This window comes from Micromonospora musae (genome assembly GCF_003626635.1).
GTDB classification, from domain to species: Bacteria; Actinomycetota; Actinomycetes; order Mycobacteriales; family Micromonosporaceae; genus Micromonospora; species Micromonospora musae.
This window is the reverse complement of the sequence record NZ_RAZT01000020.1, coordinates 16,166-40,980: the sequence shown is the minus strand read 5'-3', so window position 1 is coordinate 40,980 and position 24,815 is coordinate 16,166. Positions and strand designations below refer to the sequence as shown.

The 24,815-nt window shown below is 69.6% G+C and carries 23 protein-coding genes and 1 tRNA gene; 8 read left to right on the top strand and 16 right to left on the bottom strand.

The features are described from left to right. Positions 1–48 precede the first annotated feature (48 nt). Positions 49–1,410, top strand: a complete 1,362-nt coding sequence (locus tag D7044_RS29305; protein ID WP_147434742.1) for a DNA methyltransferase — start codon at positions 49–51, stop codon at positions 1,408–1,410. Here the strand turns inward: D7044_RS29305 and D7044_RS32200 are convergent. From D7044_RS32200 to D7044_RS29290, 4 genes are all read right to left on the bottom strand, one after another. After that, on the bottom strand, positions 1,407–2,393 hold the full coding sequence (locus D7044_RS32200) for a hypothetical protein (protein ID WP_147434741.1): 987 nt from the start codon (positions 2,391–2,393) through the stop codon (positions 1,407–1,409). The two genes, D7044_RS29305 and D7044_RS32200, sit on opposite strands and share 4 nt — an antisense overlap. Before the next feature lie 47 nt (positions 2,394–2,440). Further along, on the bottom strand, positions 2,441–4,819 hold the full coding sequence (locus tag D7044_RS32195; protein ID WP_147434740.1) for a coiled-coil domain-containing protein: 2,379 nt from the start codon (positions 4,817–4,819) through the stop codon (positions 2,441–2,443). Further along, positions 4,803–5,039, bottom strand: a complete 237-nt coding sequence (locus D7044_RS29295; protein ID WP_120690832.1) for a hypothetical protein — start codon at positions 5,037–5,039, stop codon at positions 4,803–4,805. The genes D7044_RS32195 and D7044_RS29295 overlap by 17 nt, the downstream gene beginning before the upstream one ends. A gap of 832 nt (positions 5,040–5,871) precedes the next feature. After that, a tRNA-Tyr gene (locus D7044_RS29290) sits at positions 5,872–5,955 on the bottom strand. 148 nt (positions 5,956–6,103) lie between these two features. Between D7044_RS29290 and D7044_RS29285 the strand changes: the two genes are divergently transcribed. The 4 genes from D7044_RS29285 to D7044_RS29270 all read left to right on the top strand — a co-directional run bounded on the left by D7044_RS29285 (position 6,104) and on the right by D7044_RS29270 (position 9,187). Further along, positions 6,104–6,598 (top strand): YajQ family cyclic di-GMP-binding protein, encoded by a 495-nt coding sequence (locus D7044_RS29285; protein WP_158609413.1) that lies wholly within the window; start codon positions 6,104–6,106, stop codon positions 6,596–6,598. 165 nt (positions 6,599–6,763) lie between these two features. Next, positions 6,764–7,138: a hypothetical protein gene (locus D7044_RS29280; protein ID WP_120690831.1), complete on the top strand. Its 375-nt coding sequence runs from the start codon at positions 6,764–6,766 to the stop codon at positions 7,136–7,138. An 830-nt stretch (positions 7,139–7,968) separates the two neighbouring features. Beyond that, the gene (locus tag D7044_RS29275) at positions 7,969–8,619 is read left to right on the top strand and encodes an HAD family hydrolase (protein ID WP_120690830.1); all 651 of its coding nucleotides are present in this window, start codon (positions 7,969–7,971) and stop codon (positions 8,617–8,619) included. Positions 8,620–8,707: 88 nt separating this feature from the next. Further along, positions 8,708–9,187, top strand: coding sequence for a tyrosine-type recombinase/integrase (locus D7044_RS29270; RefSeq protein WP_199716818.1), 480 nt, complete (start codon positions 8,708–8,710; stop codon positions 9,185–9,187). A 518-nt stretch (positions 9,188–9,705) separates the two neighbouring features. On the opposite strand, the gene D7044_RS29265 is transcribed toward D7044_RS29270, so the two are convergent. The 9 genes from D7044_RS29265 to D7044_RS29225 all read right to left on the bottom strand — a co-directional run bounded on the left by D7044_RS29265 (position 9,706) and on the right by D7044_RS29225 (position 19,596). Continuing rightward, positions 9,706–10,575, bottom strand: a complete 870-nt coding sequence (locus tag D7044_RS29265) for an AraC family transcriptional regulator (RefSeq protein ID WP_120690828.1) — start codon at positions 10,573–10,575, stop codon at positions 9,706–9,708. A gap of 142 nt (positions 10,576–10,717) precedes the next feature. Further along, entirely contained in the window at positions 10,718–11,977 is a 1,260-nt protein-coding gene (locus D7044_RS29260; RefSeq protein ID WP_120684419.1) for an MFS transporter, read from the bottom strand. A 142-nt stretch (positions 11,978–12,119) separates the two neighbouring features. After that, a complete protein-coding gene (gene htpX / locus D7044_RS29255) occupies positions 12,120–12,995 on the bottom strand; it encodes a zinc metalloprotease HtpX (protein WP_120684417.1) in 876 nt (291 codons plus the stop codon). 135 nt (positions 12,996–13,130) lie between these two features. After that, positions 13,131–14,612 carry an NADH-quinone oxidoreductase subunit N gene (locus tag D7044_RS29250; protein WP_120690827.1) on the bottom strand — a complete coding sequence of 494 codons (1,482 nt, stop codon included), beginning with the start codon at positions 14,610–14,612 and terminating at the stop codon, positions 13,131–13,133. Next, positions 14,609–16,114, bottom strand: a complete 1,506-nt coding sequence (locus tag D7044_RS29245; protein ID WP_120690826.1) for a complex I subunit 4 family protein — start codon at positions 16,112–16,114, stop codon at positions 14,609–14,611. Before D7044_RS29245 ends, D7044_RS29250 begins: the two co-directional genes overlap by 4 nt. Further along, the gene (locus D7044_RS29240; protein ID WP_120690825.1) at positions 16,111–18,084 is read right to left on the bottom strand and encodes an NADH-quinone oxidoreductase subunit 5 family protein; all 1,974 of its coding nucleotides are present in this window, start codon (positions 18,082–18,084) and stop codon (positions 16,111–16,113) included. The genes D7044_RS29245 and D7044_RS29240 overlap by 4 nt, the downstream gene beginning before the upstream one ends. After that, the gene (gene nuoK / locus D7044_RS29235; RefSeq protein ID WP_120684409.1) at positions 18,081–18,425 is read right to left on the bottom strand and encodes an NADH-quinone oxidoreductase subunit NuoK; all 345 of its coding nucleotides are present in this window, start codon (positions 18,423–18,425) and stop codon (positions 18,081–18,083) included. Before nuoK ends, D7044_RS29240 begins: the two co-directional genes overlap by 4 nt. Further along, positions 18,422–18,973 carry an NADH-quinone oxidoreductase subunit J family protein gene (locus tag D7044_RS29230; protein WP_120690824.1) on the bottom strand — a complete coding sequence of 184 codons (552 nt, stop codon included), beginning with the start codon at positions 18,971–18,973 and terminating at the stop codon, positions 18,422–18,424. Before D7044_RS29230 ends, nuoK begins: the two co-directional genes overlap by 4 nt. Then, a complete protein-coding gene (locus D7044_RS29225) occupies positions 18,970–19,596 on the bottom strand; it encodes a NuoI/complex I 23 kDa subunit family protein (RefSeq protein ID WP_120684405.1) in 627 nt (208 codons plus the stop codon). Before D7044_RS29225 ends, D7044_RS29230 begins: the two co-directional genes overlap by 4 nt. 93 nt (positions 19,597–19,689) lie before the next feature. On the opposite strand from D7044_RS29225, the gene D7044_RS29220 reads away from it, so the two are divergent. Continuing rightward, on the top strand, positions 19,690–20,265 hold the full coding sequence (locus D7044_RS29220) for a Uma2 family endonuclease (RefSeq protein WP_120690823.1): 576 nt from the start codon (positions 19,690–19,692) through the stop codon (positions 20,263–20,265). Here the strand turns inward: D7044_RS29220 and D7044_RS29215 are convergent. Then, positions 20,246–20,671: an ester cyclase gene (locus D7044_RS29215; RefSeq protein WP_120684401.1), complete on the bottom strand. Its 426-nt coding sequence runs from the start codon at positions 20,669–20,671 to the stop codon at positions 20,246–20,248. The two genes, D7044_RS29220 and D7044_RS29215, sit on opposite strands and share 20 nt — an antisense overlap. 115 nt (positions 20,672–20,786) lie before the next feature. On the opposite strand from D7044_RS29215, the gene D7044_RS29210 reads away from it, so the two are divergent. Beyond that, positions 20,787–21,851, top strand: a complete 1,065-nt coding sequence (locus tag D7044_RS29210) for a glutathione S-transferase family protein (RefSeq protein ID WP_411711008.1) — start codon at positions 20,787–20,789, stop codon at positions 21,849–21,851. Between the two features lie 46 nt (positions 21,852–21,897). Here the strand turns inward: D7044_RS29210 and D7044_RS29205 are convergent, their stop codons facing one another. Both D7044_RS29205 and D7044_RS29200 read right to left on the bottom strand, forming a co-directional pair. Then, entirely contained in the window at positions 21,898–22,860 is a 963-nt protein-coding gene (locus D7044_RS29205; RefSeq protein WP_120690822.1) for a complex I subunit 1/NuoH family protein, read from the bottom strand. Beyond that, positions 22,860–23,618 carry an NADH-quinone oxidoreductase subunit C gene (locus tag D7044_RS29200; RefSeq protein WP_120690821.1) on the bottom strand — a complete coding sequence of 253 codons (759 nt, stop codon included), beginning with the start codon at positions 23,616–23,618 and terminating at the stop codon, positions 22,860–22,862. The genes D7044_RS29205 and D7044_RS29200 overlap by 1 nt, the downstream gene beginning before the upstream one ends. A gap of 150 nt (positions 23,619–23,768) precedes the next feature. On the opposite strand from D7044_RS29200, the gene D7044_RS29195 reads away from it, so the two are divergent. Beyond that, a complete protein-coding gene (locus D7044_RS29195) occupies positions 23,769–24,815 on the top strand; it encodes a glucose 1-dehydrogenase (RefSeq protein ID WP_199716817.1) in 1,047 nt (348 codons plus the stop codon).

Sequence of the window (24,815 nt, the reverse complement as noted above, 5' to 3'; positions counted from 1 at the left end):
TCTAGACCCTCCCTGGCATTCGGCCGACCACCGTGGTGGAATGGGCGCGTGCCCACACAGCCCGACCTTGCTCTCGCAGCCCATCTGGGCGACGATGTCCATTTTATGCCGGATGACGGCTCGACGTGGCCGACGGAACCGGGTTCAGGGCGCGGGAGAAGTCACGGGACGAGTAGCAGCGAGGCCTTCGACCGCTGGTTCAGGTATCCAGCCGGCTTCGCCTCTGACTACGTTTCCCTACTACTCAAGCAACTCGAGCTCCCGAAGGGAAGCCTGGTTGCTGACCCGTTCGCCGGTTCCGGCGTTACTGGTACCTCCGCGCGAACAATGGGATATTCGTTTTTCGGGATCGAGGCGCATCCGGCCATCGCCGAACTCGCGTCCTTGAAGCTGCAAGATGCTCCCACGGATCTCACTGGCGGCATGAAGACAGCAGACCGTTTAGTACGGCTGGCGAGGCAGTATTCCGACGGCGTTGATCGAGACTTCAGCGCCGAGACGGAACTGACGCGCAAGTCTTTTGCACCAGACGCACTCGCCCGCCTAATTTCGCTGCGTGACCTCATCAAGAGCGGTGAGGCAGGAGTTTGGTCCATCCATGCCAAGTGGGCGCTGCTTAGCACCCTTCGTGATGTTGCCTCGGTGCGGGTAGGATGGCCATACCAGAATCCAACTAAGACCAAAAAGGCGAAGTTCGCCGATCCGCTATTGCGATTTCAGCAACGCCTCGAAGCCATGGCAAGTGATTTGCGGGCAGTACCCTCACGCGAAAACGAGCAACTGAGCCTTAACGTCGTCCACGGAGACTCTACCGACAGCGCATCGTGGAATTTGCTGCCCCAAGCCTCAGCCCACGGTTGCGTGTCATCGCCACCTTACCTGAACAATTTCGACTACGCCGACGCGACTCGTCTCGAGATGTATTTTTGGGGAGAGGCAGCCAACTGGTCGCAATTGTGCTCGAAAATTCGTTCGAAGATGATAACTGCGACGACTCAACAAAGCAGCGTAGGTTCGGCCGCAAATGCCAGCAAGGCGTTAGAGGGCTACGGTGACATCGCAAAGCGAATTAGCGATCTAACTGACGACCTTAGGAGTGAACGGCTAGCCCGAGCCCGCGGCAAGGAGTACGATCGAGTCATTCCCGACTACTTCTCTTCCGTCGCCAAGGTGCTGGCAAACTTGTGGTGGGCTATGAAGCCGGACGCACCCATCGTGTGGCTGGTTGGAGACAGCGCACCTTACGGTGTATATGTCGACACGCCCGCAATTATCGCCGAATTGGCAGAGAGCATTGGGTTCAAGGCCGAAGATGATCGCGTTCTTCGCCGACGGGGACAACGGTGGGCCAAGAATGCAAGCAGACACCAGGTCGAGCTTTCTGAGCGCCTACTCCTTTTGCGTCGCTAGGCTCCGACGGTTGAGCCGCTGCGCCCTTCGCCCTTCTTGCGGCTTTGAGTGAAAGACGAGAGAAGACTGGCGCGCAGGTCCATTGTGTCGGCCGGACGCTCGAAGTTCATTGATTGGTGCGCTAGGTTCCCGGACTTGGCGCGGAATGCAATAGCAAGTTGGTCGAAGGCTACCGCCAGCTTGTCTTCCGTAAGCCCCGGCCGTCGTGCTAGATCACGAGCAATGAAGTCGACTACTTCCGCACGATGTACGGCGGGGATGTAGACGAGCACATCTCCGCCCCTCTTCGCCACCGCCAGCTTAGGCGCTAGTCGGCGGCGTGCTTCGCTCACGCCATACCCGCCCCTTAAACGCTGCTCACTTGTTGATCTTCCATCGGATCCTGTGATCACCTTTGCAAATCTCTCTGCGCCGGAAAAGACTGCTGAACTAATGAGTTCACTTTCGGGGGAGTCGGGATCTGGTTGGACAACCGCCTTCTCGGGTCCATCCGAACGATTGACGAGCAGTGCAAGCACCACACCGACGGAAATCGCCTGCATTACCTCCTTCCCGCGCCCACTCCGCAGGTCGATAACCTGCGTCAACCTAGCGACGCACCACGAGCGGTAGACCGCCAGTGCCTTGTGTTCGGCGTCTGTCACACTCGAGGGCGAGATGACGATGAAGTCATCATCGACCGTGATCTCCGCTTCGAGGATCTCAATCAAGAGCCGGCCTTCGACCCCGACCAAGAGCGCATCATCGCCTCCGTCGATGACCGTCGGTGGTCCTAACCGACTGAGGCCGCGCCGAAGGGCTGTGGGCGTACTGGGCAATTCGGCGAGCCTTTCCCGCAGCGACTGGCCCCTAGTTAGTGGATCGAAGAACTTCTTGCATTTAGCTAGATCTGCGAGGGGATCTCCAACCGCCTGGCCGTATGTGAGGCGCCATAAATGGGAAAGGTCGGCGAGGAGGGCCGTGGCTTCAGACTTGGCAAGCACTGCAGGCGCCCCGAAAGCGGTCCGCACTGAATCAGACTCTCGATGGGTCATACTTTGAATGCCTCGGTAACGTAGCCCCGCTGCTCGAGCTCCCTCACGCGGGCTCGCTTGATCTTGTCTCCCCCGTTAGCGGAAGGCAGGGTTTCGAGTGGAAGGATCACGACAACTTGATCATGCTGCTGGCGGAGTCGACGCTCATCTAGATATATCGCCAGGTCGCGCATTCTCTGAGCATCCAGGAAGGCATTGAACTCATCGAGAGCGATGAGACGGTTCGCCGCTCTAGCATCCTCTCGCTCTAGCTGCACAAGTTGAGCATGGGTGTAGGCAAAGGCCTGTTCGCCGCTAGAAAATCCGGAAAGTGGTTTACTCATCTCCTCACCCTCCGCCCTCCAATGGACCATCATGTCGCGCCAGTCTAGGCGAATATTCTCGGCACCCTCAAATAGTGACTGCCGAACAAGGGGATCACTGAACCATTCACGTACTTCGCTCGCGAGCCATACTCGTGCAGCTTTGTCCCAAACGGTAGGCGTCGTGGCTCTTCTAGAAGTACCCGACAGCTCGTCGTATAGGCGGACTAGGGCGGTGGCGACCCCTTGTAGGGCTTTGAAGTGCTCATGCAACCTGTCGCGTGCTCGCTCAAGCTGACCGGATATGATGTCGAGTTCTTGTGCCTGTTTGCCTACGGAGAGACCGAGCAACTTCGGTACCACAGGAAGGGCATTCCGCAGCCAACCGTACTCGTCGCTTTCGGTCAACGCTTCCACGACCTGCGCAACCTGCGCCTTGCGCTCTTGAAAGAGGCGTTGCGTCCTCTCGGCCACCTGGATTGCCTGGACGTGTCGCCTCGTCAGCTGGTCGAGCTCCGTACGTGCGTGCTCACTCCTCCCTCGGAGGCGTGCAACCTCTACGCCAGCTTCCCTACATAGCCGCAATAGCTCTGCCGCCAGGGCGTCTTCCGTCATGCCCCCACCCAGGAGTTCCCGAGCGTGCTCTAGACGGGCGTGGGCAGATCGGACCACTCGGCTCTGCTGGTCAAGTTCATTGCGAGTCTTAATCAGGTCGTCAACGGTCTTCGCTGTCTGCGCCGGTAGTGCCTCAGAAGCCTCCCGAAGACGCTGCTCGGCCCGGGAAAAGTTGGCCTGAGCCTGCTGCAGCTCGGTGAGCTTGGCGGTTGCCTGCACGACGGCATCTATGCGTCCACGAACACGGTCGATCTCGGTGGCGAGTTCCTGCGCGTCGCCGGAGGGGGTGCGCTCTCGAAGTCGAGCCGCCTGCTTAACGCAAGCATCTCGTAAACTCGAGACGGTCCAGGGGGAACGCCCGTCATCCTCTTCAAGCAGCGTTGTTTGGCCGAGCTCGTGTCTCTCCGCGTCCATGAGCCGTTCGGCCAGGTCATCCAGAATAGCCACAAGCATGGGTGCCGCGTTTACTTGAGGTTGCCGACCTACGAGCTCGTTGAGCTTGCGGCTCAACTCCCGTTGGAGGGCCAGCATTTGATCATTACTAGGATCCACTTGGGCCGCCGCCGTTAGACGCTCCAATTCGGTGGTGGCATGGCGTAATGCCCTGTCTTGCCGGACTAGGAACTTCGTGGCTTTCTCGAACTCATGCTCGGCCTGTTCATCAAGATGTTGGCGGCTGCTTGCTTGGGTGATCTGCTCGTCAAGTTCCTCAGTCTTCGCCTCAAGGTCGTCTAACTCTCTCTTAAGGCGATCGAGCTTGTCGTCCATCTCGGGGCCCTGCCCTCGAACCTGTTCGAGACGATCCAGAACGCCAACGGCGCGGTCCAGGATTTCCACACGGTGACGCAGAGCGCTTAGCTCGGACGAAATTAGTCCGCCGACTTTTGCAGCGTCCTCAGCAGCTTTTGCTTCAGAATGGACCTGCGAAGCTAGGCTCTGGATTATTAGCTTTTGCACTTCGACAATCGCGACATCGATGTCGCGCTGCCGCCCCTCGCCTGGATTATCTAGCCAATCTGCAAGCTGCCGACGGGATGCGTCCACTCGGTGTGCCAGCACGCTCAACGGAGTTTCAGCGGCAATGATGTGATGAACGCTAAGCAACTCGCGAGTGTTTGCATGGCTAGCGGACTTGCCATTGATTAATAGCTTGCCGAGACGTTCCCCTAGGGGCTCGGGTTTTAGCGGCCAGAGACTGGCATCTAGCTCCCATTCGATTGAGCCGGCGCCTTTTAGGCCGGTAACCTCCACACGGGCCCTTACGAGCTGGTCGCGAAAGCTGCGCCATTCTTGATCGGCGTCCGCGAAGGGCTGCTCACCGGTACATAAGCGCAGCAGCTTGATCGCACTAGTCTTCCCGATCCCGTTATAACCCTCGATCTTGCATAGCGGGATGTTTGGGATTTCGCTGATCACGCGAAGCCCGCGTCGCGACTCGGCCTCAATCCTGATTTGCATCCTTTAGGAGCCTTTCCGTCACCGCGCTGATATCCATTCGGTCCTCGGTGAGGACCTCTATAAGCTCGAAGTCGATGGCATCCTTCACGGCGCTGGCACCCTCGCCTTCATCGATTGGCGACACCCTGGCGCCCGTAATGTCGCTTATGACTTGCAAGACCTGCTTTCCTCGGCTGACCACCGGCACGCTCCCATCAAGATGGCCGAACTCGTCCTTCATATCTTGATGAGAGGCGCCGATCAAGATGGCTAAGCCGTTCCCAGATGCGGACCCGTCGTCGTCGCTGCCAGCGAGAGCTCCTGATGCTCCTTCACTCAATCAAATTTCGCCTAGGAACGCATGGTGGCGAACGTGCATGCGTCGGCGTGATCGGCAAACCAGCTCGGTTCACACGCCTCCTTGACCGTCGTCACGCGCCCCGCGGCGGGCTCGGTGGCAAGTTCTCGCAAGAGCGCACCGTGCGCACCAAGCGGGTGGGCACTGTGTTGAAGCGCCGTCCGAACCACAACAGGGCGGAGCCGGCCTGCGCAATAGGTCCCTGCTGCCGACTTCTTCTGTTCTGGATCAAGGCGCCACGCTTCGCGCGGCGCGGGGCGGTGAGCCGGCCGGCGGCAAGCCGCCCCGGCCGCCTCCGGCGCCGGGGCGGAGAGCCACCGACGGCCGCCGGACCGCCGCCCCCGACTTGCTAATGAGCAGCACGATCACGACCAGGCCGCACGGAAGCCGAACGGGTCGGACTCGTCGGGGCTCGGGGCTTCCGACTGCCGCACCAGTCCAACCCCGGGACTGGCTTGCCACCGGCCCAACTCCTGCGGCCGGCGGCGCCGATAGCGAAGGCTCAGCCGGTCGCTACACGCACGGCCCGCGGTAACCGGCCACGCCTCACCAACATCGCCGTTTCGGCCGCAGAAGAGCCCTCAGGACGCAAGATCGACCCGCCCACGATTTGCCCACAACCCGTCGTCAACGGCTGGACTCAGCCGGACTTCGCTAGATCAACGACAACGGCCCCTGATCAGCATTTCTGCTGGTCAGGGGCCGTTGGTGCACCTGGTGGCGGGTAGAGGATTCGAACCTCTGTAGCTTTCGCGACGGATTTACAGTCCGCTCCCATTGGCCGCTCGGGCAACCCGCCAGGGCGCGTCACCACGTCAGGACGCGGCGACGGAAGCAAGGATAGCGGCTCACCCGGGCACGGGCGCAAGCGGGTACCGTCAGAGGGTCGTGCCGCTGGTCAGCGGCGGCGACATGCCACTGGACCGCCGGACAGCAGGAGCATGAGCATGGCAGCGAACCCGTCGTTCGACATCGTGAGCAAGGTCGACCGCCAGGAGGTCGACAACGCTCTCCGCCAGGCGGAGAAGGAGCTCGCGACTCGGTTCGACTTCCGGGGGACGGGCGCCGAGATCTCCTGGTCGGGTGAGGAGGCGATCTCCCTGCAGGCCGAGACTGAGGAGCGGGTTCGGGCGGCGCTGGAGGTTTTCCGGGAGAAGCTGGTCAAGCGCAACATCTCACTGAAGTCGCTGGACGCCGGCGACCCGCGGCCGTCGGGCAAGGTGTTCAAGATCGACGGCAAGATCATCCAGGGCATCGACTCGGACAAGGCCAAGGCGATCAGCAAGAAGATCCGCGACGAGGGTCCGAAGGGCGTCCAGGCTCAGATCCAGGGCGACCAGCTCCGGGTCACCGGCAAGAAGAAGGACGACCTCCAGGCCATCATCTCGATGCTCAAGGGCGAGGACTTCGGCGTCGCGCTCCAGTTCACCAACTACAGGTAAGGCGGCCCCGCCCGGCCCGGTCGCCGCGCTGGCCACGCCTTCCTACCTGGGCAGATGTCGTCACCAGTGGTCGTCGTTGGTCGCTCTCGATCGCCCTCTGACGGCCTGGTGACGGCCTGGGCCTGGCCCTCGTCGACCCCTTGACCCCCAGACAACCAACGCGGCGTGCTGACCTGGAACGCCAGGGTGGGCGCAGCGGTGTCGGTCTGGCGGGGATCGCGGGCTGCTCGCGCCCTGACCTGGTTGGTTGCGGTCCTCGCCGGGCCTTGGTGCAGCGTTCTCAGCTCCGGCGTGATCGATGCCCTCTCTACCCCAGTCGCGCATGGCAGGCTCGTAGCCAACGACTCGATCGGCTTGGTCTCCGATACCACCGTCACCGTCGTTACCGGGATCGTGATGGCCTTGTCGGCGTCGGCGTCGGCGTCGGCGTCGGCTGTGGCAGGTGCACTGGTCCTGCTGTCGCTGCCGTCGTCCGGTAGGCACCTTCGCCGCTGGCGATCTGTCGGGCAGCCGTCGGATCCCGTCGCTGCCTCCAACTGAATCACGCACGCGGCAGTGCCGGGCCGGCCGGCCCGGCATGTCTAGCGGACCTTGACGCACGTACGGACGCTGGCGGAACAGACGGAGTCGGCCCTCGTGTCACGGACCTCGCCCTCGACGGACACCGCCACAGTGGCGCAGTTGACCCAACCTCGCCTGGCGCGGACCCGGCTCCCGGGGGCGGAGCTGGCCACCGGCGGGCACCCCTCCCCCTCCCAGGTGGGCGGTTGATCTGACCCTGAGCGGCTGTGGAGCCGGCTCCTGGACGACCGGCATGCCGCCGCGCGGACCCGGCCCCCATGCTTGGGGCTTGCCGCGCGGACCCGGCGCGCGCTCTCCATGCGCCGCGCTGCTCAGGCGCGGCGCGGCCGGCTGCCGGCGACGAACCTCCACCACTCTGAGCTACCCCGTCTGCGGCGGCCCCTTTGGGCTTTCCGCTCTCCGCGCCAGCCGCCGGGCGTGTTGCGTGGCCAGAGTCGGAGCGCCAGCGGAGCGACGGACGCGCGCCCAGGCGGCGGCGCGTGCGGCCCGTCAAGGGCCGCCTTGAAGACGTACAGAAACTTTGAACAGCTTTCCGGCAGCCGGCCGTGTCCTCCGTCGACTAATGCGCGACACTCGTCCGCCAACTGATCTGCGACACCTTCGTGCGCTGATCGCGGCGGAAGCGTGCGTCCTTCTCGACCCCGGTCGTGCACCGGCCGCTGGCGCTGCCTCGCAACGTGGTCGACCTGTCCGAGTTGGCTGCCGCCTCGGCGGTGACGGCGATCTGGCGCCCTCGGGGGATCGTGGGTGCCGCCCATTTCGTCCTACCACTCGACTAGCCTGTCCGGATGATCAATCCGATCGGGCTTGTCATCTTCGACTGCGACGGGGTGCTGGTCGACAGCGAGCGCATCGCGGTCCGCGTCAACATTGCACTAGGTGCGGAACTGGGCTGGCCGCTGACCGAGGCAGAGGTCATCGAACGCTTCATCGGCCGGTCCAGCATGTCCATCGGTGAACAGATCGCGGCCCGCCTCGGACGGGGCGTGGCTGACATTTGGGCGGACCGGTTCGACCTAGCGCACCGCCAAGCGGTGGACGCCGGACTGACCGCCGTCGACGGCATCAACGACGCGCTCGATGAGATCACCCAGCCGACGTGCGTGGCTTCCAGCGGTACGCACGAGAAGATGCGCCACACCCTGGGCCGCACCGGCCTGTATCGCCGCTTTGAGGGCCGCATCTTCAGCGCGACCGAGGTCGCTCATGGCAAGCCCGCCCCCGACCTGTTCCTGCACGCGGCGGCGACGATGGGTGTCCCGCCCGCGGCGTGCGTCGTGGTCGAGGACAGCCAGTACGGAGTCCAAGCGGCCCGCGCCGCCGGGATGCGCTGCTTCGGCTATGCGGGCGGATTGACCCCCGCGCACCGGCTGGAAGGCCCAGACACGGTGGTCTTCGACGACATGCGCAAACTCCCGGGTCTGCTGGACGCAGCCTGACCACGCGCGACGACCACAGCATCAACCGCAGCACGGACCGAGAAGCGTTGAAGTACGTAGTCAACGGTCGTCTCGAACGTCGAAGATCGTGGGTAGCCGGCTCGTCTACGCACTACCCAAGGGTCGCAAGACGCGCGACATCCCGCTGCCTGGGTCTGTTGGTGTTGCGCTTACTCGCCACCTTGAAGAGTTCCCTCCGGTACCCGTGACACTGCCGTGGGAGGTGCCCGGCGGCCCGGCGACCACCGTCAACCTGGTCGTACACGGGCGTACCAACGTCGCGATGGACCGCCACACGTTCAACCGGGGCTACTGGCATTCCGCACTGACGGCCGCCGGCATCCAGCCGACTCGGGCAACCGGCATGCACGCTCTGCGCCACTTCTACGCCTCGGTTCTGCTCGACGCCGGGGAGAGCGTCAAGGCGCTGTCGGAGTACCTGGGTCACGCGGATCCCGGCTTCACCCTGCGCACCTACACCCACCTCATGCCGACCAGCGAGGACCGCACCCGCCGGGCAGTGGACAAGGTGTTCGGATCGACTCCGGACGGCCTGGCGACGGCCTAGCGGCGATCATGGCCCTGTTTCGGCTGCTAGTGGGCGGTGTCTCTCCGGTTCACCAACTACCGCTGAGGCGGCACCCGGATCCCGAGCGGTCGCGCCCCCACAGAAAGCCGCCTGGCGGATCCCGCCGCGAGGGGGCCGCACCCGGTGGAGCCCGAGGGTGCGGTGAGCGCGGTATGGCCGGCCGTCGCGCCTACCTGGGGATTGACGTCCGCCCGTGATGGCGGGCTTACCGACGGCGGTGGACACCTGCGAGTCGATGGACGGCGGGCAGACCGGGGCGGCCCAGGCGTTGGGTTCCGCCCCGTACGCCGGGCGCCCGGTGTGACGCCACCAGAGCGACCCCGGAGTCCGTTACGGCCCCCTCGACGACAGAACGTGCGTCGGGCAAAGCGTTCGGCCCCGCTGGGTCTGATCAACCAGATCAAACCCGGCGGGGCCGGATGGTGCCCGGGTCGGTGGGCCCTACCGACCCGGGCAGTGGCCGGATCCGCGCGGCCGTCCGGCTCCCAGCGGATCCGTCAGGCCGGTTCGACGGGTAGCCAGAGCTCGGTGGTTGCCGTACTGAAGTCAGCCGCACGGTCGAGCACCGCGACGATCGAGGGGCCCGGTCGCAGACGCCACGGGTTGGAGGGGAACCACTCGGTGGCGGTCGCGGCCCAGGTGCTCTGCAGCGCCTGCGGATAGGGCCCGGCGGTACGGAAGACCGCCCACGTGCCGGCCGGGACCTCGATGGCGTCGAGGTCGTCGGGGACCGGGGTGTCCCCCGAGAGGGCGACGCCGTGCAGGTAGGTCAGCTCGCTGCCTTCGGCGGCGTCGGGTTCGACGTCGTCGCAGACCTGCAGCAGGCCGGCCGGCTCGGTGTCGCCGAGAGCCTTGAGCCGGAGATGCTCCTCGGGCGGCAGCGCGGTGATGTGCTGCTGGATGTGCGGGTTGACGCCGTGGTGGATCAGCGGGACCCGGGTCGCGTGGCCGGCGAGCCGGAACGCGGGGCGGTCGGCGATGCGGGTGTCCATGGGGATGCTCCCTTCGACGGTCAGGTGGAACCTGAGTTGCGGCTGTGCGCGAAGGGGGCCGCCGTCCAGGCGTACGTCACCGGGGCCGGCACCGTGGACGGCGCGGAACGCGCGACCGAACGCCTCGGTCGAGCCGTAGCCGTACCGGACGGCGATGGTCAGCAGGTCGTCCTCGCCCCGGACGACGTCGCCGGCGGCGACGGTCATCCGGCGCCGGCGCAGGTACTCCGAGAGCGGCATGCCGGCCAGCGACGAGAACATCCGGCGCAGGTGGTACTCGGTCGTGCCGAGCGATCCGACGAGTCCGTGCAGGTCGAACTCGTCGGTGAGCCGCTCCTCGACGAGGTCGACGAGCCGGTTGAGTGCCGAGATCACGGAACCCCCTTTCGACGTCGAGCCTGGCCGATGCGGCACCGACTCCGCCCGATCACACCGGCCCGATCCGATCGGCTTCCCGGACCGGCGCGGTCCCGAGGCGTCCAGACCCCGGATCGGGGTCCGCCGCGGGTCCGCCGGGTCAGGCGGGAACGGGCTCCTCAAGGCGTACCGAAGCGGTCTCCGCGCGGCGGATGGGCCCGGCGGGCAGGGCGGCGACCCCGGCCCCGACGGCGACCGAGGCCCCGGCGAAGAGGAACGCCCAGGGCACGCCGCCCGCGTGGTCGACGATGAGTCCGGCCACCGCACCGCCGGCCGCGCTCGCCGCGACGGACATGGTGACCACCCAGGTGTACGCCTCGTTCAGCATGCCGGCCGGGGCGATCCGCCCGACCAGGGTGTTCTCCAGGGTCAGCGCGGGCGCGATGGTGGCTCCGCCGACGACCAGGGCGATACCCAGCGCCAGCGGGGTGGGCATCACCGCGAAGACCGCGAAGCTGCCCGCGAGGGCGGCGAGCAGCACGGCGAACTGACGGGTCATGTTCAGCGCCGGCTTGCGTACGCCGAACCAGAATCCGCCGACGGCGCTGCCGATGCCCCAGACCGCGAGCAGCACGCCGGCCAGGCTCTCCGCGTCGGCGGGCCGGTAGTTGCCGGCGAACGCCGGCACAATGACCCCCGCGGCGCCGAACGCGATGCCGAGGCTGGCCACGCAGACCAGCAGGGCCGGGAAGCCGGCGAGCCGCAGCGGGCCGAGGCCGCGGGCGTGGTGCTCCCTCGGGTGGGGTCGCCAGCCGCGCATCACCCGGCCGAGGGCCACCGCCGTCGTGCCGGCGAGGGTGACCACAGCGGCTCCGACCAGTGCGGCGGTCGCGTCGGCCACCAGGACGAAGCCGGCCACCAGCAGCGGGCCGAGCACGAAGACGATCTCGAAGAGTGAGGTCTCCGCGGCCAGCGCCGTGTTGCGCAGGTGGTACCGGCCGGACGCCGGTGCGGTGAGGTCGTTCCAGGCGCCACGGATGGCCGCGGTCAGCGGCGGGTACGTGGCGCCGGCCACCCCGGCGGTCAGATAGATCGCGACGAGCCCGTCGGCGCCGGAGCGGCTGGCCAGCAGCAGCCCGATGAGGGCCAGCGGGTGCGCGACGGCGGTGGTGAGCAGCACCGGGCTGGGCCCGATCCGGTCGGCGATCCGGCCGGCCACGGGGCTCAAGGCGGCGCCCGCCACGGCGTAGATCCCGCCGGCGACGGCGGCGAGGGAGTACCGCCCGGTGACCTGCTCGACGACCAGCAGCAGCGCCAGCGGGGTCATGCCGATCCCGAGCCGGCCGATGATGCCGGTGATCAGCAGCATCGGCGCTCCGGGAATCCGCCAGACACCCAGATACTGGCGCAGCGCGGTCACGCGATCCTCCCAAGGGATGTAATGAGCGGGAAACCTTCCGACCCTAACGCCGTGGGTCAAGCCGCTGTAGCGGATATCCCGCACACGCGCAGCGCCCGCACCCGGGATGCCGGGTGCGGGCGCGCGGGTTGCGGTCGACGGGTCAGCGCAGGTACTGCACCGGACCGGAGCTGCGGGCCATCTGCTCCAGCCGGGCGACACGCTCCTCCATCTTCGGGTGGGTGGAGAAGAGCGCCGCGATGCCGCCGCCCCGGAACGGGTTGGCGATCATCAGGTGCGCGGCACTGGTCAGGTTGCCCTGCGCGGGCAGCGGCCGCTGGCGGGCCACCGCATCGATCTTGCGCAGCGCGTTCGCCAGCGACAGCGGATCGTTGGTCAGCCGGGCGCCGGAGGCGTCCGCCTGGAACTCGCGGCTACGGCTGATCGCCAGCTGGATGATCGTCGCCGCGATCGGGCCCAGGATGATGGTGAGCAGCAGCACGGCCGGGTTCGGCGCGTCCTCGTCGTCGCCGCTGGTCAGCGGGATGAACCAGGCGATGTTCGCGAGCGTGGTGATGATGCCGGCCAGGCCGGCGGCCACGCTGGAGATCAGGATGTCCCGGTTGTAGACGTGGGACAGCTCGTGCCCGATCACGCCGCGCAGTTCCCGGTAGTCGAGGATCTCGGTGATGCCCTGCGTGACGCAGACCGCCGCGTGCTGCGGGTTACGACCCGTGGCGAACGCGTTGGGCTGCGCGGTCGGGCTCACGTACAGCCGGGGCATCGGCTGGCGCGCCTCGGTGGCCAGCTCCCGCACCATCCGGTACAGCTCGGGGAACTGTGCCTCGGTGACCGGTTGCGCCCCCATCGCGCGGAGCGCGAGCTTGTCGGAGTAGAAGTAGCTGATGCCGTTCATCAGCAGCGAGATGATGACGGCGATGACCAGACCACCACTGCCGCCGAACCAGTAGCCCACCCCAAGGATCAACGCGGTGAGCAGGCCGAGCAGCGCGGCGGTCTTGAGACGGTTGTGGTGCACTGTCACTCCTTCGGTGTACGGATCGCCGGGATCCGTCGACCGGTTCAACACTGTGGTACCCGTCAACCATCCGTCATATGGCTGTGAGTTGTCTGGGAGCGTGTCCAGCGCGGGGGTGACGCGCGGAGCCGGGCCTCAGCGGGCGGCGAGATCGAGCACGAGCTGCGGCGCGAACCCCACCACCACGGCGGCCACCGTCGCCACCGCCAGCACCAGGGCCACCGCCCGAGCCGCACCGGCGGCCGGCGCCGGGTTCGAGGCGTCCGGGGCGGCGTAGAGCCCCGCGCCCAGCCGCAGGTAGTAGGCGAGACCGATGACCGCGTTCACCGCCACGACGAGCGCGAGCCAGCCGCTGCCCCCGCCCAGCAGCGAACGGACCACCGTCACCTTGGCGAAGAGACCGGCCAGGCCGGGAGGCAGCCCGGCGAGCCCGACCAGGGCCAGCCCCAGGGCCGCGCCGAGCCACGGGTGGCGGCGGGCCGCGCCACGCAGCTCCTCCAGGGTGCCGCCGTCGGCGTCCGCCGGTCGCAGGGCGGTCACCCCGGCGAACGCCGCGAACTCCAGCAGCACGAAGAAGACGGCGTACGCCAGGGCGGCCGCGTACGCGCCGGCCCGAGCCTCGCCGGTGCGCCCCGCCGCCAGCGCCAACGCGCCGAGCGGGGCGAGGATGTAACCCGCCTGCGCCACCGACGACCAGGCGAGCAGCCGGACCGTACGCCGCTGACGCAGCGCCACCAGGTTGCCGACGGTCATCGTGAGCACCGCGAGCAGGGCCAGCACCGGGCCGGTCAGGTCGGCCGGGAGCGCGGCGGAGGTCACCGCGAGCAGCGCCACCACGCCACCGAGCTTCGACGCCGTCGAGAGGTACGCGGCCACCGGCAGCGGCGCGCCGTCGTAGGTCGCCGGCGCCCAGGCGTGGAACGGCACGGCGGCGACCTTGAACGCCAGCCCGAGCAGCAGCAGCGCGCCCGCCGCCGCGGTCAACGGCAGGTCGTGCAGCTCCGCCCGCTCGGCGAGCAGCGTGCCGAGCCGCCCCAGGTGCAGCTCGCCGGTCACCGCGTAGAGCAGGGCCGCGCCGAGCAGGCTCAGCGTGGTGGCCACCACGCTGACCAGGAAGAACGTGAGCGCCGCCTCGGCGCTGGCCAGACTGCCCCGGCGCAGGCCGACAAGCACGTAGAGCGGCAGGGTGAGCGTCTCCAGCGCCACGATCAGGGTGATCAGGTCCCCCGCCGCGCCGAGCACCACACCGCCGGTCATCGAGCAGGCGAGCAGGAAGGAGTACTCCCCCACCGGCGCGCGGCCCGCCCGCAGGTGCCCTCCGGAGAGGCCGAGCACCCCGAGCGTCAGCAGGGCGAAGAGCACGCCGACCACCGCCGCCCGCCCGCCGAAGACGTACGAGCAGTCGCCGGCCACGCAGAACGTCCGCCGCTCGTCGCCCGCGCCGACCACTGCCGCCCCGACGGCGGTGGCGATCGTGCCCAGCGCCGCCACGGCCAGCGTGGCCCGCGAACGGGCCAGCACCAGGTCGGTGACGAGGACCAGCACGGCCGTGCCGGCCGCCAGGTACGCCGGCAGCAGCGCCACGTGGTCGACGCTCTGCACCACGCTCGCGCTCATCGGAGGACCTCCACCAGGGCGTTCACGGGGGCCTCGGCGACGCCGAGCACCAGCGTCGGAGCCAGCCCGACGGCGAGCGCCAGCAGCACCAGCGGCGTCCAGGCGGTCAGCTCCCCGCCGGCCAGCGTCGGGGCGAGCCGGCCCACCGCGGGGCTCGGCCGGCCGTGGGTGACCCGGCGCAGCAGCCGCAGGAAGTACGCGGCGGTGAGCGCGCCGCCGACCGCCGCCAGCACCGCGAGGGTGGTCCAGAGCGGCCCGCCCACCTCGATCGCGGCGATCACCGCGAACGCCTCACCCCAGAATCCGGCGAGCCCGGGCAGGCCGAGCGAGGCGATCGCGGCGAAGCCGAGCAGCCCGGCGAGCCGGGGCGCGGTCTCCCGCAGCCCGGAGAGCTCGGCGAGCGCCCCGGTGTGCGTACGGTCCTTCACCGCGCCGGCGAGGAAGAAGAGCAGGCCGGTGATCACTCCGTGGGCGACGTTGCCGATCAGCGCCGCCTGGAGGCCGGTGCTGGTGAGCGTGGCGATCCCCAGCAGCACGAAGCCCATGTGTCCCACGCTGGAGTACGCGATCAGCCGCTTCAGCTCGGTCTGCGCCAGGCAGACCAGCGCGCCGACGAGGATCGCCGCGACGGCGAGCGCGCCGAGCACCGGCGCGGCCCAGCGGGCGCCCTCCGGAGCCACCCCGACCGCCACCCGGATCAGGCCGTACGTGCCCATCTTCAGCAGCACCCCGGCGAGCACCACGCTGCCCACGGTGGGCGCCTGGGTGTGCGCGTCCGGCAGCCAGGAGTGCAGCGGCCAGAGCGGACTCTTCACCGCGAAGGCGAGGGCGAGCAGCGTGAACGCGAAGAGCTGGGTGTTCCGGGAGAGCCCGCCACCACCGGTGAGCGTCACGATGTCGGCGGTGCCGGCGGCGGCCACCACCACGTACACGCCGACCAGCAGGAGCACCGAGCCGAGAAGCGTGTAGAGGACGAACTTCCGGGCCGCCCGACGCCGGTCCTCGCCGCCCCAGCCGGCGATGACCGCGTACATGGGCAGCAGGACGACCTCGAAGAAGAGGAAGAAGAGGACCAGGTCCAGGGCGAGGAAGGTGCCCAGGATGCCGACCTCGATCACCAGGAGCAGCGCCACCAGCGCCCGGCCGCTGCCGCCGGCCGGCACCCGGTACAGGCTGTAGGCGCAGCAGAGCAGGGTCAGCAGCGCGGTCAGCACCACCAGCGGGTAGGAGATGCCGTCCACCCCCAGGTGGAAGCGCAGCTCCAGCCCGGGCACCCACGGCAGGTCGAGCTGGTGCCAGGGGCGAACCGCGGGCCCGTTCGCCGACCAGGCGAACCAGCCCCGGTCACCGGCGGCGAGCGGCAGCGCGGCGAGCAGGGTGAGCGCGGCGGTCACCGTGCCGACCAGCCGGGCGGCCCGGTCGGCCGGGGTGGCGGCCACCGCCACCGCGCCGAGCGCCGGCAGCGCCAGGACGGCGACCAGCAGGAACTGCCCGAAGGTCATGCGTTCGCTCCGATCAGCGCGGCGGCCAGCCCGATCAGCAGCGCACCGGCCAGCACCGCCGCGGCGGCCCGGGGCAGCGCCGCCCGGTGCAGGGCGGCCAGCCCGGCGCCGAGCCCGGAAGCGGCCCGCCCGGAGCCCTCCACCGCGCCGTCCACCACCCGCTCGTCACCGGCGCGCGTCACCCGGGCGAGCGCCCGGAAGGGACGTACCACCAGGGCGTGCTGGAGGTCGTCGAGCCGGAACGCCGCCGCGAGCAGCGGCCGCGCCGGGCCCAACGCGGCCGCCGGATCGGCGGCCGGATCGCGACGCCACCGCGCCCAGGCCAGGCCGGCCCCGAGCAGCAGCAGCGCCAGCGGCAGCAGCACCGACGGCGCCAGGTGGACCAGCGGCTCGGGTGGCAGCAGGTTCGACGGCTGCTCCGCCGTGGCCGGCGCGGACGGCCGCAGCCGGTCGGCGAACGGGCCGGCGAAGCCGGCGAACCCGAGCAGCGCCGCCGGCACGGCGAGCAGCAGCACCGGCCAGCGCAGGGTGCCCGGCGGGTCGTGCGGATGGGCGAGCGGAGCCCGGCTCTCGCCGAGGAAGGCGCGCAGCAGGAGCCGGGTGGCGTACCAGGCGGTGAGCGCGACGCCGACCAGCCCGGAGAGCCAGACCAGCCAGGCCGTCCAGGTCGGCGTCGGCCCCTCGCCGTCCAACGCGGCCGCCTGCGCCGCAGCGAGCACGCCGTCCTTGCTCCAGAAACCGGCGAGCGGCGGCAGCCCGGCCAGCGCGCCCAACCCGACCACCGTGCACCAGAAGGTGACCGGCATGCCGCGCCGGAGCCCGCCCATCCTGGACATCAGCGTGGTGCCTACGGCGTGGATCACCGCGCCGGCGGCGAGGAAGAGCAGCGCCTTGAACGCGGCGTGGGTGAGCAGGTGGAACAGCGCCGCATCCGGCGCGCCGACGGCGAGCGCACCCGTCATGTAGCCGAGTTGGGAGACCGTCGACCAGGCGAGCACCCGCTTGATGTCGTCCTGGGCGGTCGCCGCGAGCGCGCCCAGCAGCAGCGTGATCGAGGCGAGCACCCCGAGCACGGTCAGCGCGACCGGCGCGGCCTCGAAGAGGGGGAAGAGCCGGGTGACCGCGTACACGCCGGCCGCGACCATCGTGGCGGCGTGGATGAGCGCGCTTATCGGCGTCGGGCCGGCCATCGCGTCGGGCAGCCAGGTGTGCAGCGGGAACTGCGCGCTCTTGCCGGCGACCCCGGCGAGCAGCAGCAGGCAGGCGGCGGTGAGCGTGCCGGACGAGTGGTCGGCGGCGAGCACGTCGGCGATCCGGAAGCTGCCCGCGGAGACGCCGAGCAGCGCGATGCCGAGCAGGAAACCGACGTCACCCACCCGGGTGACCAGGAACGCCTTCATCGCGGCGGCGGGCGCCTCGGGCAGCCGGCGGTCGTGCGCGATGAGCAGGTACGAGCAGAGGCCCATCACCTCCCAGCCGACCAGCAGCAGGAGCAGGTCTCCGGAGACCACCACCAGCAGCATCGCCGCCGTGAAGAGGCTGATCTGCGCGGCGTACGGCGGGTAGCGGTGGTCGACGTCGACGTCGTCGTGCGGACCGCGCTTCAGGTAGCCGATCGAGTAGACCTGCACGGCCAGCGCGACCGCACCGACCGCCACCGCGACCAGCGCGGCGGCGCCGTCCAGCCGGACGCCGAGGCTGACCTCGAGTCCACCCAGCCGCACCCAGGTGGTGCTCGCCTCGGCCGGCGTGTCCAACGTGGCCAGCAGGGCGACGGCGAGCGCCAGCGCAGCGGCGGCGCCGGTCACGCCGAGGACGATCGCCGCGCGCCGGGCCCACGTCTCACCGGCCGCCGCGTCCCGGCCCTGCGCGGTGAGGGCCCGCGGCGAGGGCGGCAGGAGCAGGCCGAGCAGGCCGGCCACCAGCGGTACGACCGGCAGCAGCGCACCGAGCAGCGTGGTCGTGCTCACCGCGCCTCCCGTACGTCGGCGTCCACCGTCGTGGACGGCTCGCTCAACGGCACCTCGTCCACGGAGACGTCGGCCCGCAGCCGGTAGAGCTGGAGCACGATGGCCAGCCCCACCCCGATCTCGGCGGCGGCCAGCACGATGACGAAGAGCGCGAAGACCTGGCCGCTGTGCGGCAGCGCCGCCCGGACCGTGGTGTCGGCGGTGACGAGGATCAGGTTGACCGCGTTGAGCATCAGCTCGACGGACATCAGCACCAGTACCGCGTTACGGCGACGCAGCACACCGTAGGCCCCGAGGCCGAAGAGCAGCGCCGCGGTGACGTACGGGATGACCGGCCTCACCGGCCCACCTCCGTACGGCCCGGTCGCGTGGTGTCGCGCGACCCGCCGGCCGGCCGGCCGATCTCCGGTCGGGAGAGCACCACGGCGCCGACCAGGGCGGAGAGCAGCAGCACCGAGAGCACCTCGAAGGGGAGCACCCAGCTGCGGAAGATCTCCCCGCCGATCCGCTCGGCCGTGCCCGCCTCGGGCAGCTCCACAGCGGTCCACCGGTACGCGTCGACGAGCAGTGCGGTCAGCCCCAGCCCGACGCCGCCGCCGATCAGCGCGGCCGGCCAGCCGGGCCGGTCCAGGTCGTCCGAGGCGCCGATCGGCGCCCGGGTGAGCATCACCGCGAAGAGCAGCAGCACCACCACGGCGCCCACGTAGATGAGCACCTGGACCCAGGCCACCAGCTCCGCGGTGAGCACCAGGTAGTCACCGGCGAGCGCGCCCAGGCAGACGACGAGGTAGAGGCCCGCCCGGACCAGGTGCTTCGTGGTGACCACCAGCACGCCCGAGCCGACCGCCACCGCGCCGAGCGCGAGCAGCAGCACGTCCGCACCGGTCATGTCGTCGCCTCGCCGGACGGGCCCGGGTCGGGACGTACGCCCGGGGCGGTGGGGCGCGCGGCGGGGACCGTCGCCTTGCGGGCGGCGCTGGTCTCCTCCTTGGCCGGCTCGCCGTTCGGGTCGTGTGCGGGTGGGGGCGGAACGGTGTCCATCCACTCCCCGAGGTGGTCCTTGTCGTGCAGCAGGTCCTTGATGTCGTACTCGGCGTACTCGAACTCGGGCGACCAGTAGAGCGCGTCGAACGGGCAGACCTCGATGCAGATCCCGCAGTACATGCAGAGCGAGAAGTCGATGTCGAAGCGGTCGAGCACGTTGCGCTGGCGGGGGCGGGCGGCGCCGGGCACCGCCACCTCCTCCTTGTGCGAGTCGATGTAGATGCACCAGTCCGGACACTCGCGGGCGCAGAGCATGCAGACCGTGCAGTTCTCCTCGAGCAGCGCGATCACTCCGCGCGAGCGGGGCGGCAGCTCGGGGGCCACGTCCGGGTACTGCTGGGTGGTGGAGCGCCGGGTCATCGTCTTCAGCGTGACCGCCAGCCCCTTGACCAGACCCGCACCGGGCAGGCCGCGGTCACCGGCGACGTCGTCCGGCGTGCGCTCGCTGCGGTCGCTCATGCGGACCATCCTGCCCTGTGGCCCCGGCGCGCGCGACCGCCCCCCGAGCCCGGCCGGCGGTACGGTGGACCCGGGGAGAACGACCGCCTGGAAGGACCCGCCATGACCGCCGCGCTGCAGAGCGACTATCCGCCCGAGGGCGGGTGGACGACAGACGATCTGGATGCGCTGCCCGAGGATGGCCGCCGCCGGGAGCTGCTCGATGGAGTGCTGCTGATGTCCCCCTCCCCCACCCGCACTCACCAGACCATCGCGATGCGTCTTGGCGTCGCTCTCGAGGCCGAGTGCCCCGACGACTACGACGTCACCCAGGGAGTCGAGGTGCGGATAAATCGCACCCGGTCCTTCATTCCGGACGTGCTGGTGACCACGTCGGCCGCGGCGGCACGCGAACCGTCGCGGTACGAGCCGCATGAGGTCGTCCTTGCCATAGAGATCGTTTCCCCGAGCACCCGCTCGATAGACCGGGTGCTCAAGCCGGCGCTCTACGCCCAGGCCGGCATCCCGTTCTATTGGCGGGTCGAGACGGAGGACGGCGCGCTGGAGATCGTCACCTATCGAATCGATGCGGTGAACGAGGTCTACACAGAGACCGGCCGGTGGACGAAGTTCGTCGACACCGGTGAGCCCTTCCCGATCAACCTGCCGATCAGCCGGATCACGCTCCGGGGCCGCTGACCGCCGGGGGGATCATCTCGACACCGAGCTGCTGGAGCACCTGGAACAGCTCGTTGACGCTCCACACGTCGACGATCCGCCCGTTCGTGTCGAAGCGCAGGAACGACGCCCCGGAGTAGCTGGCCACCCGTCCCGTCGGTGGCACCGGCCCGAACTGCCCGACCTGGGTGCCGGCGGCCCGCCAGTGCACGGCCGCCCGGTCCCCGTCGGCGACCAGGTCGACGATCTTGTAGCGGAGGTCCGGGAAGGCGGCCCGACGTTCCCGATGCCACGCCAGGGTGGCCTCCGGGCCGGTGCCGCCCAGCCCCGGGCACTCGGGCGCGATCAGCTCGTACGCGGACTCCTCGCGACCGGCGTTCCACACGTCGGCGATGAGTCGCCGCGCCGCCGCCTCCGTGTCGATCACAGGAGGCAGCGTAGCGCCGGGCTCGTGCCGCGCACGCCGGCGCTCGCGGCGGTCGCCCCGCCGGCAACCGGTCGAGCCGCCAGAATGGGACGAGGCGACAGGATCGGAGGGCGGCGTGGGTACCAGCAGCGAGGCCGACAGGACCGAGACCGACGACGAGGTGCTGCAACGCACCGGCGGCAAGTACGTGGAGCCAGGTGGTGAGTTCACCCGCGACCAGCGCTACATAGCCACGCGGATCACCGCCGACGGGCGGGACGGCTATCCGGTGGAGCCCGGCCGGTACCGGCTCGCGGTCAGCCGGGCCTGCCCCTGGGCGAACCGCCTGATCATCGTCCGCCGGCTGCTCGGCCTGGAGGACGCGATGTCGATGGCGGTGGCCGGTCCGACGCACGACAAGCGGAGCTGGACGTTCGACCTCGACCCGGGTGGGCGGGACCCGGTGCTCGGCATCGAACGGCTCGCCGAGGCGTACTTCAAGCGGTTCCCCGGCTATGAACGGGGCATCACGGTGCCGGCGATCGTGGACGTGCCGACCGGGCGGGTGGTGACCAACGACTACGCGCAGATGAGCCTCGACCTCTCCACCGAGTGGACGGCGTACCACCGGGAGGGCGCGCCAGAGCTCTACCCGCAGCGGCTGCGCGACGAGATCGACGAGGTCAACGACGTGGTGTTCCGGGACGTCAACAACGGCGTCTACCGGTGCGGCTTCGCCGGCAGCCAGGAGGCGTACGAGACGGCATACCACCGGCTCTTCGACCGGCTGGACTGGCTGAGCGAGCGGCTGGCCGGGCAGCGCTACCTGGTCGGCGACACCATCACCGAGGCCGACGTGCGGCTCTTCACCACGCTGGCCCGCTTCGACCCGGTCTACCACGGCCACTTCAAGTGCAACCGGCAGAAGCTCGCGGAGATGCCGGTGCTGTGGGCGTACGCCCGGGACCTCTTCCAGACCCCCGGCTTCGGCGACACGATCGACTTCGACCACATCAAGCGGCATTACTACGAGGTGCACCGGGACATCAACCCGACCGGGATCGTGCCGCTCGGGCCCGACCTGGCCAACTGGCTCACGCCGCACGGTCGGGAGTCGCTCGGCGGGCGCCCGTTCGGCGACGGCACCCCGCCCCCGCCGCCGGCCGAGCGCGTCGATCCCGCGCACACCCCGCTGCGCTGACCGGCATCGCCGGTGCGGGTCCCCTCCCGTCGGAGGGGGCCCGCCCTCACAGGGCGACGCGGACGGCGACGGTGAGGACCAGCTGCGCCAGGGACGCCGGAACGAGGACCAGCCAGCAGAGCCGCTGGAGCTGGTCCTCGCGCAGCCGGGGGTACGACACCCGGAGCCAGATGATCACGAAGGAGACGGCGAAGACCTTGAGCAGCGTCCAGAGCCAGCCGAGTTGGTCGTCGGCGAACGGCCCGTGCCAACCGCCGAGGAAGAGCACGGTGGTGAGCGCCGCGATCACCACGATGCCGACGTACTCGGCCAGCAGGAAGAACGCGAAGCGCAGCCCCGTGTACTCGGTCAGGTAGCCGAAGACCAGTTCGGAGTCGGCGATCGGCATGTCGAACGGCGGGCGGCGGATCTCGGCGAGCCCGGCCACGAAGAAGATGATCATCGCGGGCGCCTGCCAGAGCAGCCACCAGGGCCGCCAGGCCTCGACGATGCCGGAGAGGCTGAGCGTGCCGGCCGCCATCGCCACCGACGCGGCGGCCAGCACCAACGGCAGCTCGTAACCGAGCAGCTGCGCGGCGCCCCGCACCCCGCCGAGCAGGCTGTACTTGTTGGCCGAGGCCCAGGCCGACATCAGCACGGCCAGCACCCCGACGCCCACCACCGCGAGGACGAAGAAGAGCCCGACGTCCAGCGGCTGCCCGACCAGGTCGTTCGGGCCGAGCGGGATCACCAGGAGCACGAGCAGGTACGGCAGCAGCGCGACCACCGGAGCCAACCGGAAGACGGAACGGTCCGCCTCGCGCGGGGTGACGTCCTCCTTCTGCACGAACTTGAGCCCGTCGGCGACGAGCTGCGCCCAGCCGTGGAACGCGCCCGCGTACATCGGGCCGAGCCGGCCCTGCATGTGCGCCATCACCTTGTGCTCGGCCTGACCGACCAGCAGCGGCAGGACGAGGAAGGCGACGAGCACCGCGGCGACCCGAATCAGCAGCTCGACCCAGATCGGCATCAGGACCCGTCCCCGTCGACTTCGGTGCGGTCGGCCGCGTCGGTCGACGGGGCCGGGCGCGCCGGTCGGTCCGTACGCCCGGGGCGGGCTCCCGGCGCCGGCCGGGCGGGCCGGTCACCGGCCGGGCGGGCCGGTGTGCCGCCCCGCGGCCGCTCCCCCGCGCCACCGGCGCCGGCCGGGGTGGGCGTGGTGCCCCACTCCCCCGGCGCGGGCACGCCCGGCGGGCGGATCGGCCGACGTCCACCGCCCGCCTCGGACTCGCCCGGCTCCTTCGCGCCCGGCCAGGGCTTGGCCACCCGGGAGGCCAGCACGAACTCCTTGCGCAGCGGATGTCCCTCGAACTCGGGCGGCAGCAGCAGCGGACGCAGACCGGCGTGGCCGGCGAAGTCGATGCCGAACATCTCGTGCGTCTCACGCTCGTGCCAGTCGGCCCCGGGATAGAGGTCGACCACCGAGGCGACCGTGGACGCCTCGCGCGGCACCCGGGTGCGCAGCAGCAGGCCGTGCCGGCGGCGGGTCGACCAGAGGTGGGCGACCACGTCGAACCCGTCGGCGAGCTCGTCCACGGCCGAGAGCCAGTCGAAGAAGTCGCAGTTCAGTTCCGCGTCGTCGCGGGCCGCCCGGACGGCGTCACGCCAGCTCGCCGCCGGCACGTCCACCGTGGCGCGGGCGTGCCGGCCGCCACCGGAGACCGACGGGGTGGGTTCGGCCGGCGCGAGCAGCTCAGCCATCCGGCTGCCGACCTCTTCCGGAGTCATGCGCTGATCCTAGGGCCTGTCTCGGCGGGCTCGCCCGGCCGAGCGGCTCGCGCTGACCGTGGTCGGACCGGACCGCCGGGACCGGTCGGCACGGGACTCATCTTGCGCTTTGCCCGTCGGGAGGCCGGCAGAGAGGCGAGGATGGGAGTCGTGCGCGCAGTGACTGTGACCCCCGGGACCGCCGACTCCCTGAAGCTGGTCGAGGACTACCCGGAACCGGCCACCGAGGAGGGCCCGATCCTGGTCGAGTCCCTGGCCATCGGGGTCTGCGGCACCGATCACGAGATCGTCGCCGGGGAGTACGGCGAGGCGCCGCCGGGCGAGCGGCACCTGGTGCTCGGGCACGAGTCGCTGGGTCGGGTCCTCGAGGACCCGACCGGCACCCTCCAACCCGGCGACCTGGTGGCGGGGGTCGTCCGGCACCCGGATCCGGTGCCCTGCCCGAACTGCGCGGTCGGCGAGTGGGACATGTGCCGCAACGGCCGCTACACCGAGCACGGCATCAAGGCGCTGCCCGGGTTCGCCCGGGAACGCTGGCGGATCCAGCCCCCGTACGCCGTCCCGCTGGACCGGTCGCTCGGCCAGGTCGGCATGCTGCTCGAACCGACAAGCATCGTCGCGAAGGCGTGGGACCACATCGAACGCATCGGGCAGCGGGCGGTGTGGCAGCCGCGGGTCGTGCTGGTCACCGGGGCCGGCCCGATCGGCCTGCTCGCCGCCCTGCTCGCCGCCCAGCGCGGGTTCTCCGTGCACGTGCTCGACCTCGCCACCAGCGGCCCGAAGCCGGAACTGGTGAACGCGTTGGGCGCGACCTACCACTCGGTGCACGTCAACGAGCTGGACTTCGAGCCGGACGTCGTGCTGGAGTGCACCGGAGCGCCCCGGGTGGTGCTCGACGTGATGTGCAAGGCGGCGCCGAACGGCATCGTCTGCCTGGCCGGAGTCTCCAGCGGCGGGCGGACCATCGACTTCGACGCGGGCGCGCTCAACCGCGAGCTGGTGCTGGAGAACAACGTGGTCTTCGGCTCGGTGAACGCCAACCGGCGACACTGGGAGCTGGCCGCGGAGGCGCTGCACCGGGCCGACCCGCTCTGGCTCAGCTCGCTGATCAGCCGGCGGGTGGCGGTGTCGGATTACGCCGACGCGTACACGAGCGGGCCGGACGACATCAAGGTGGTGCTGGAGTTCGCCGTCTGA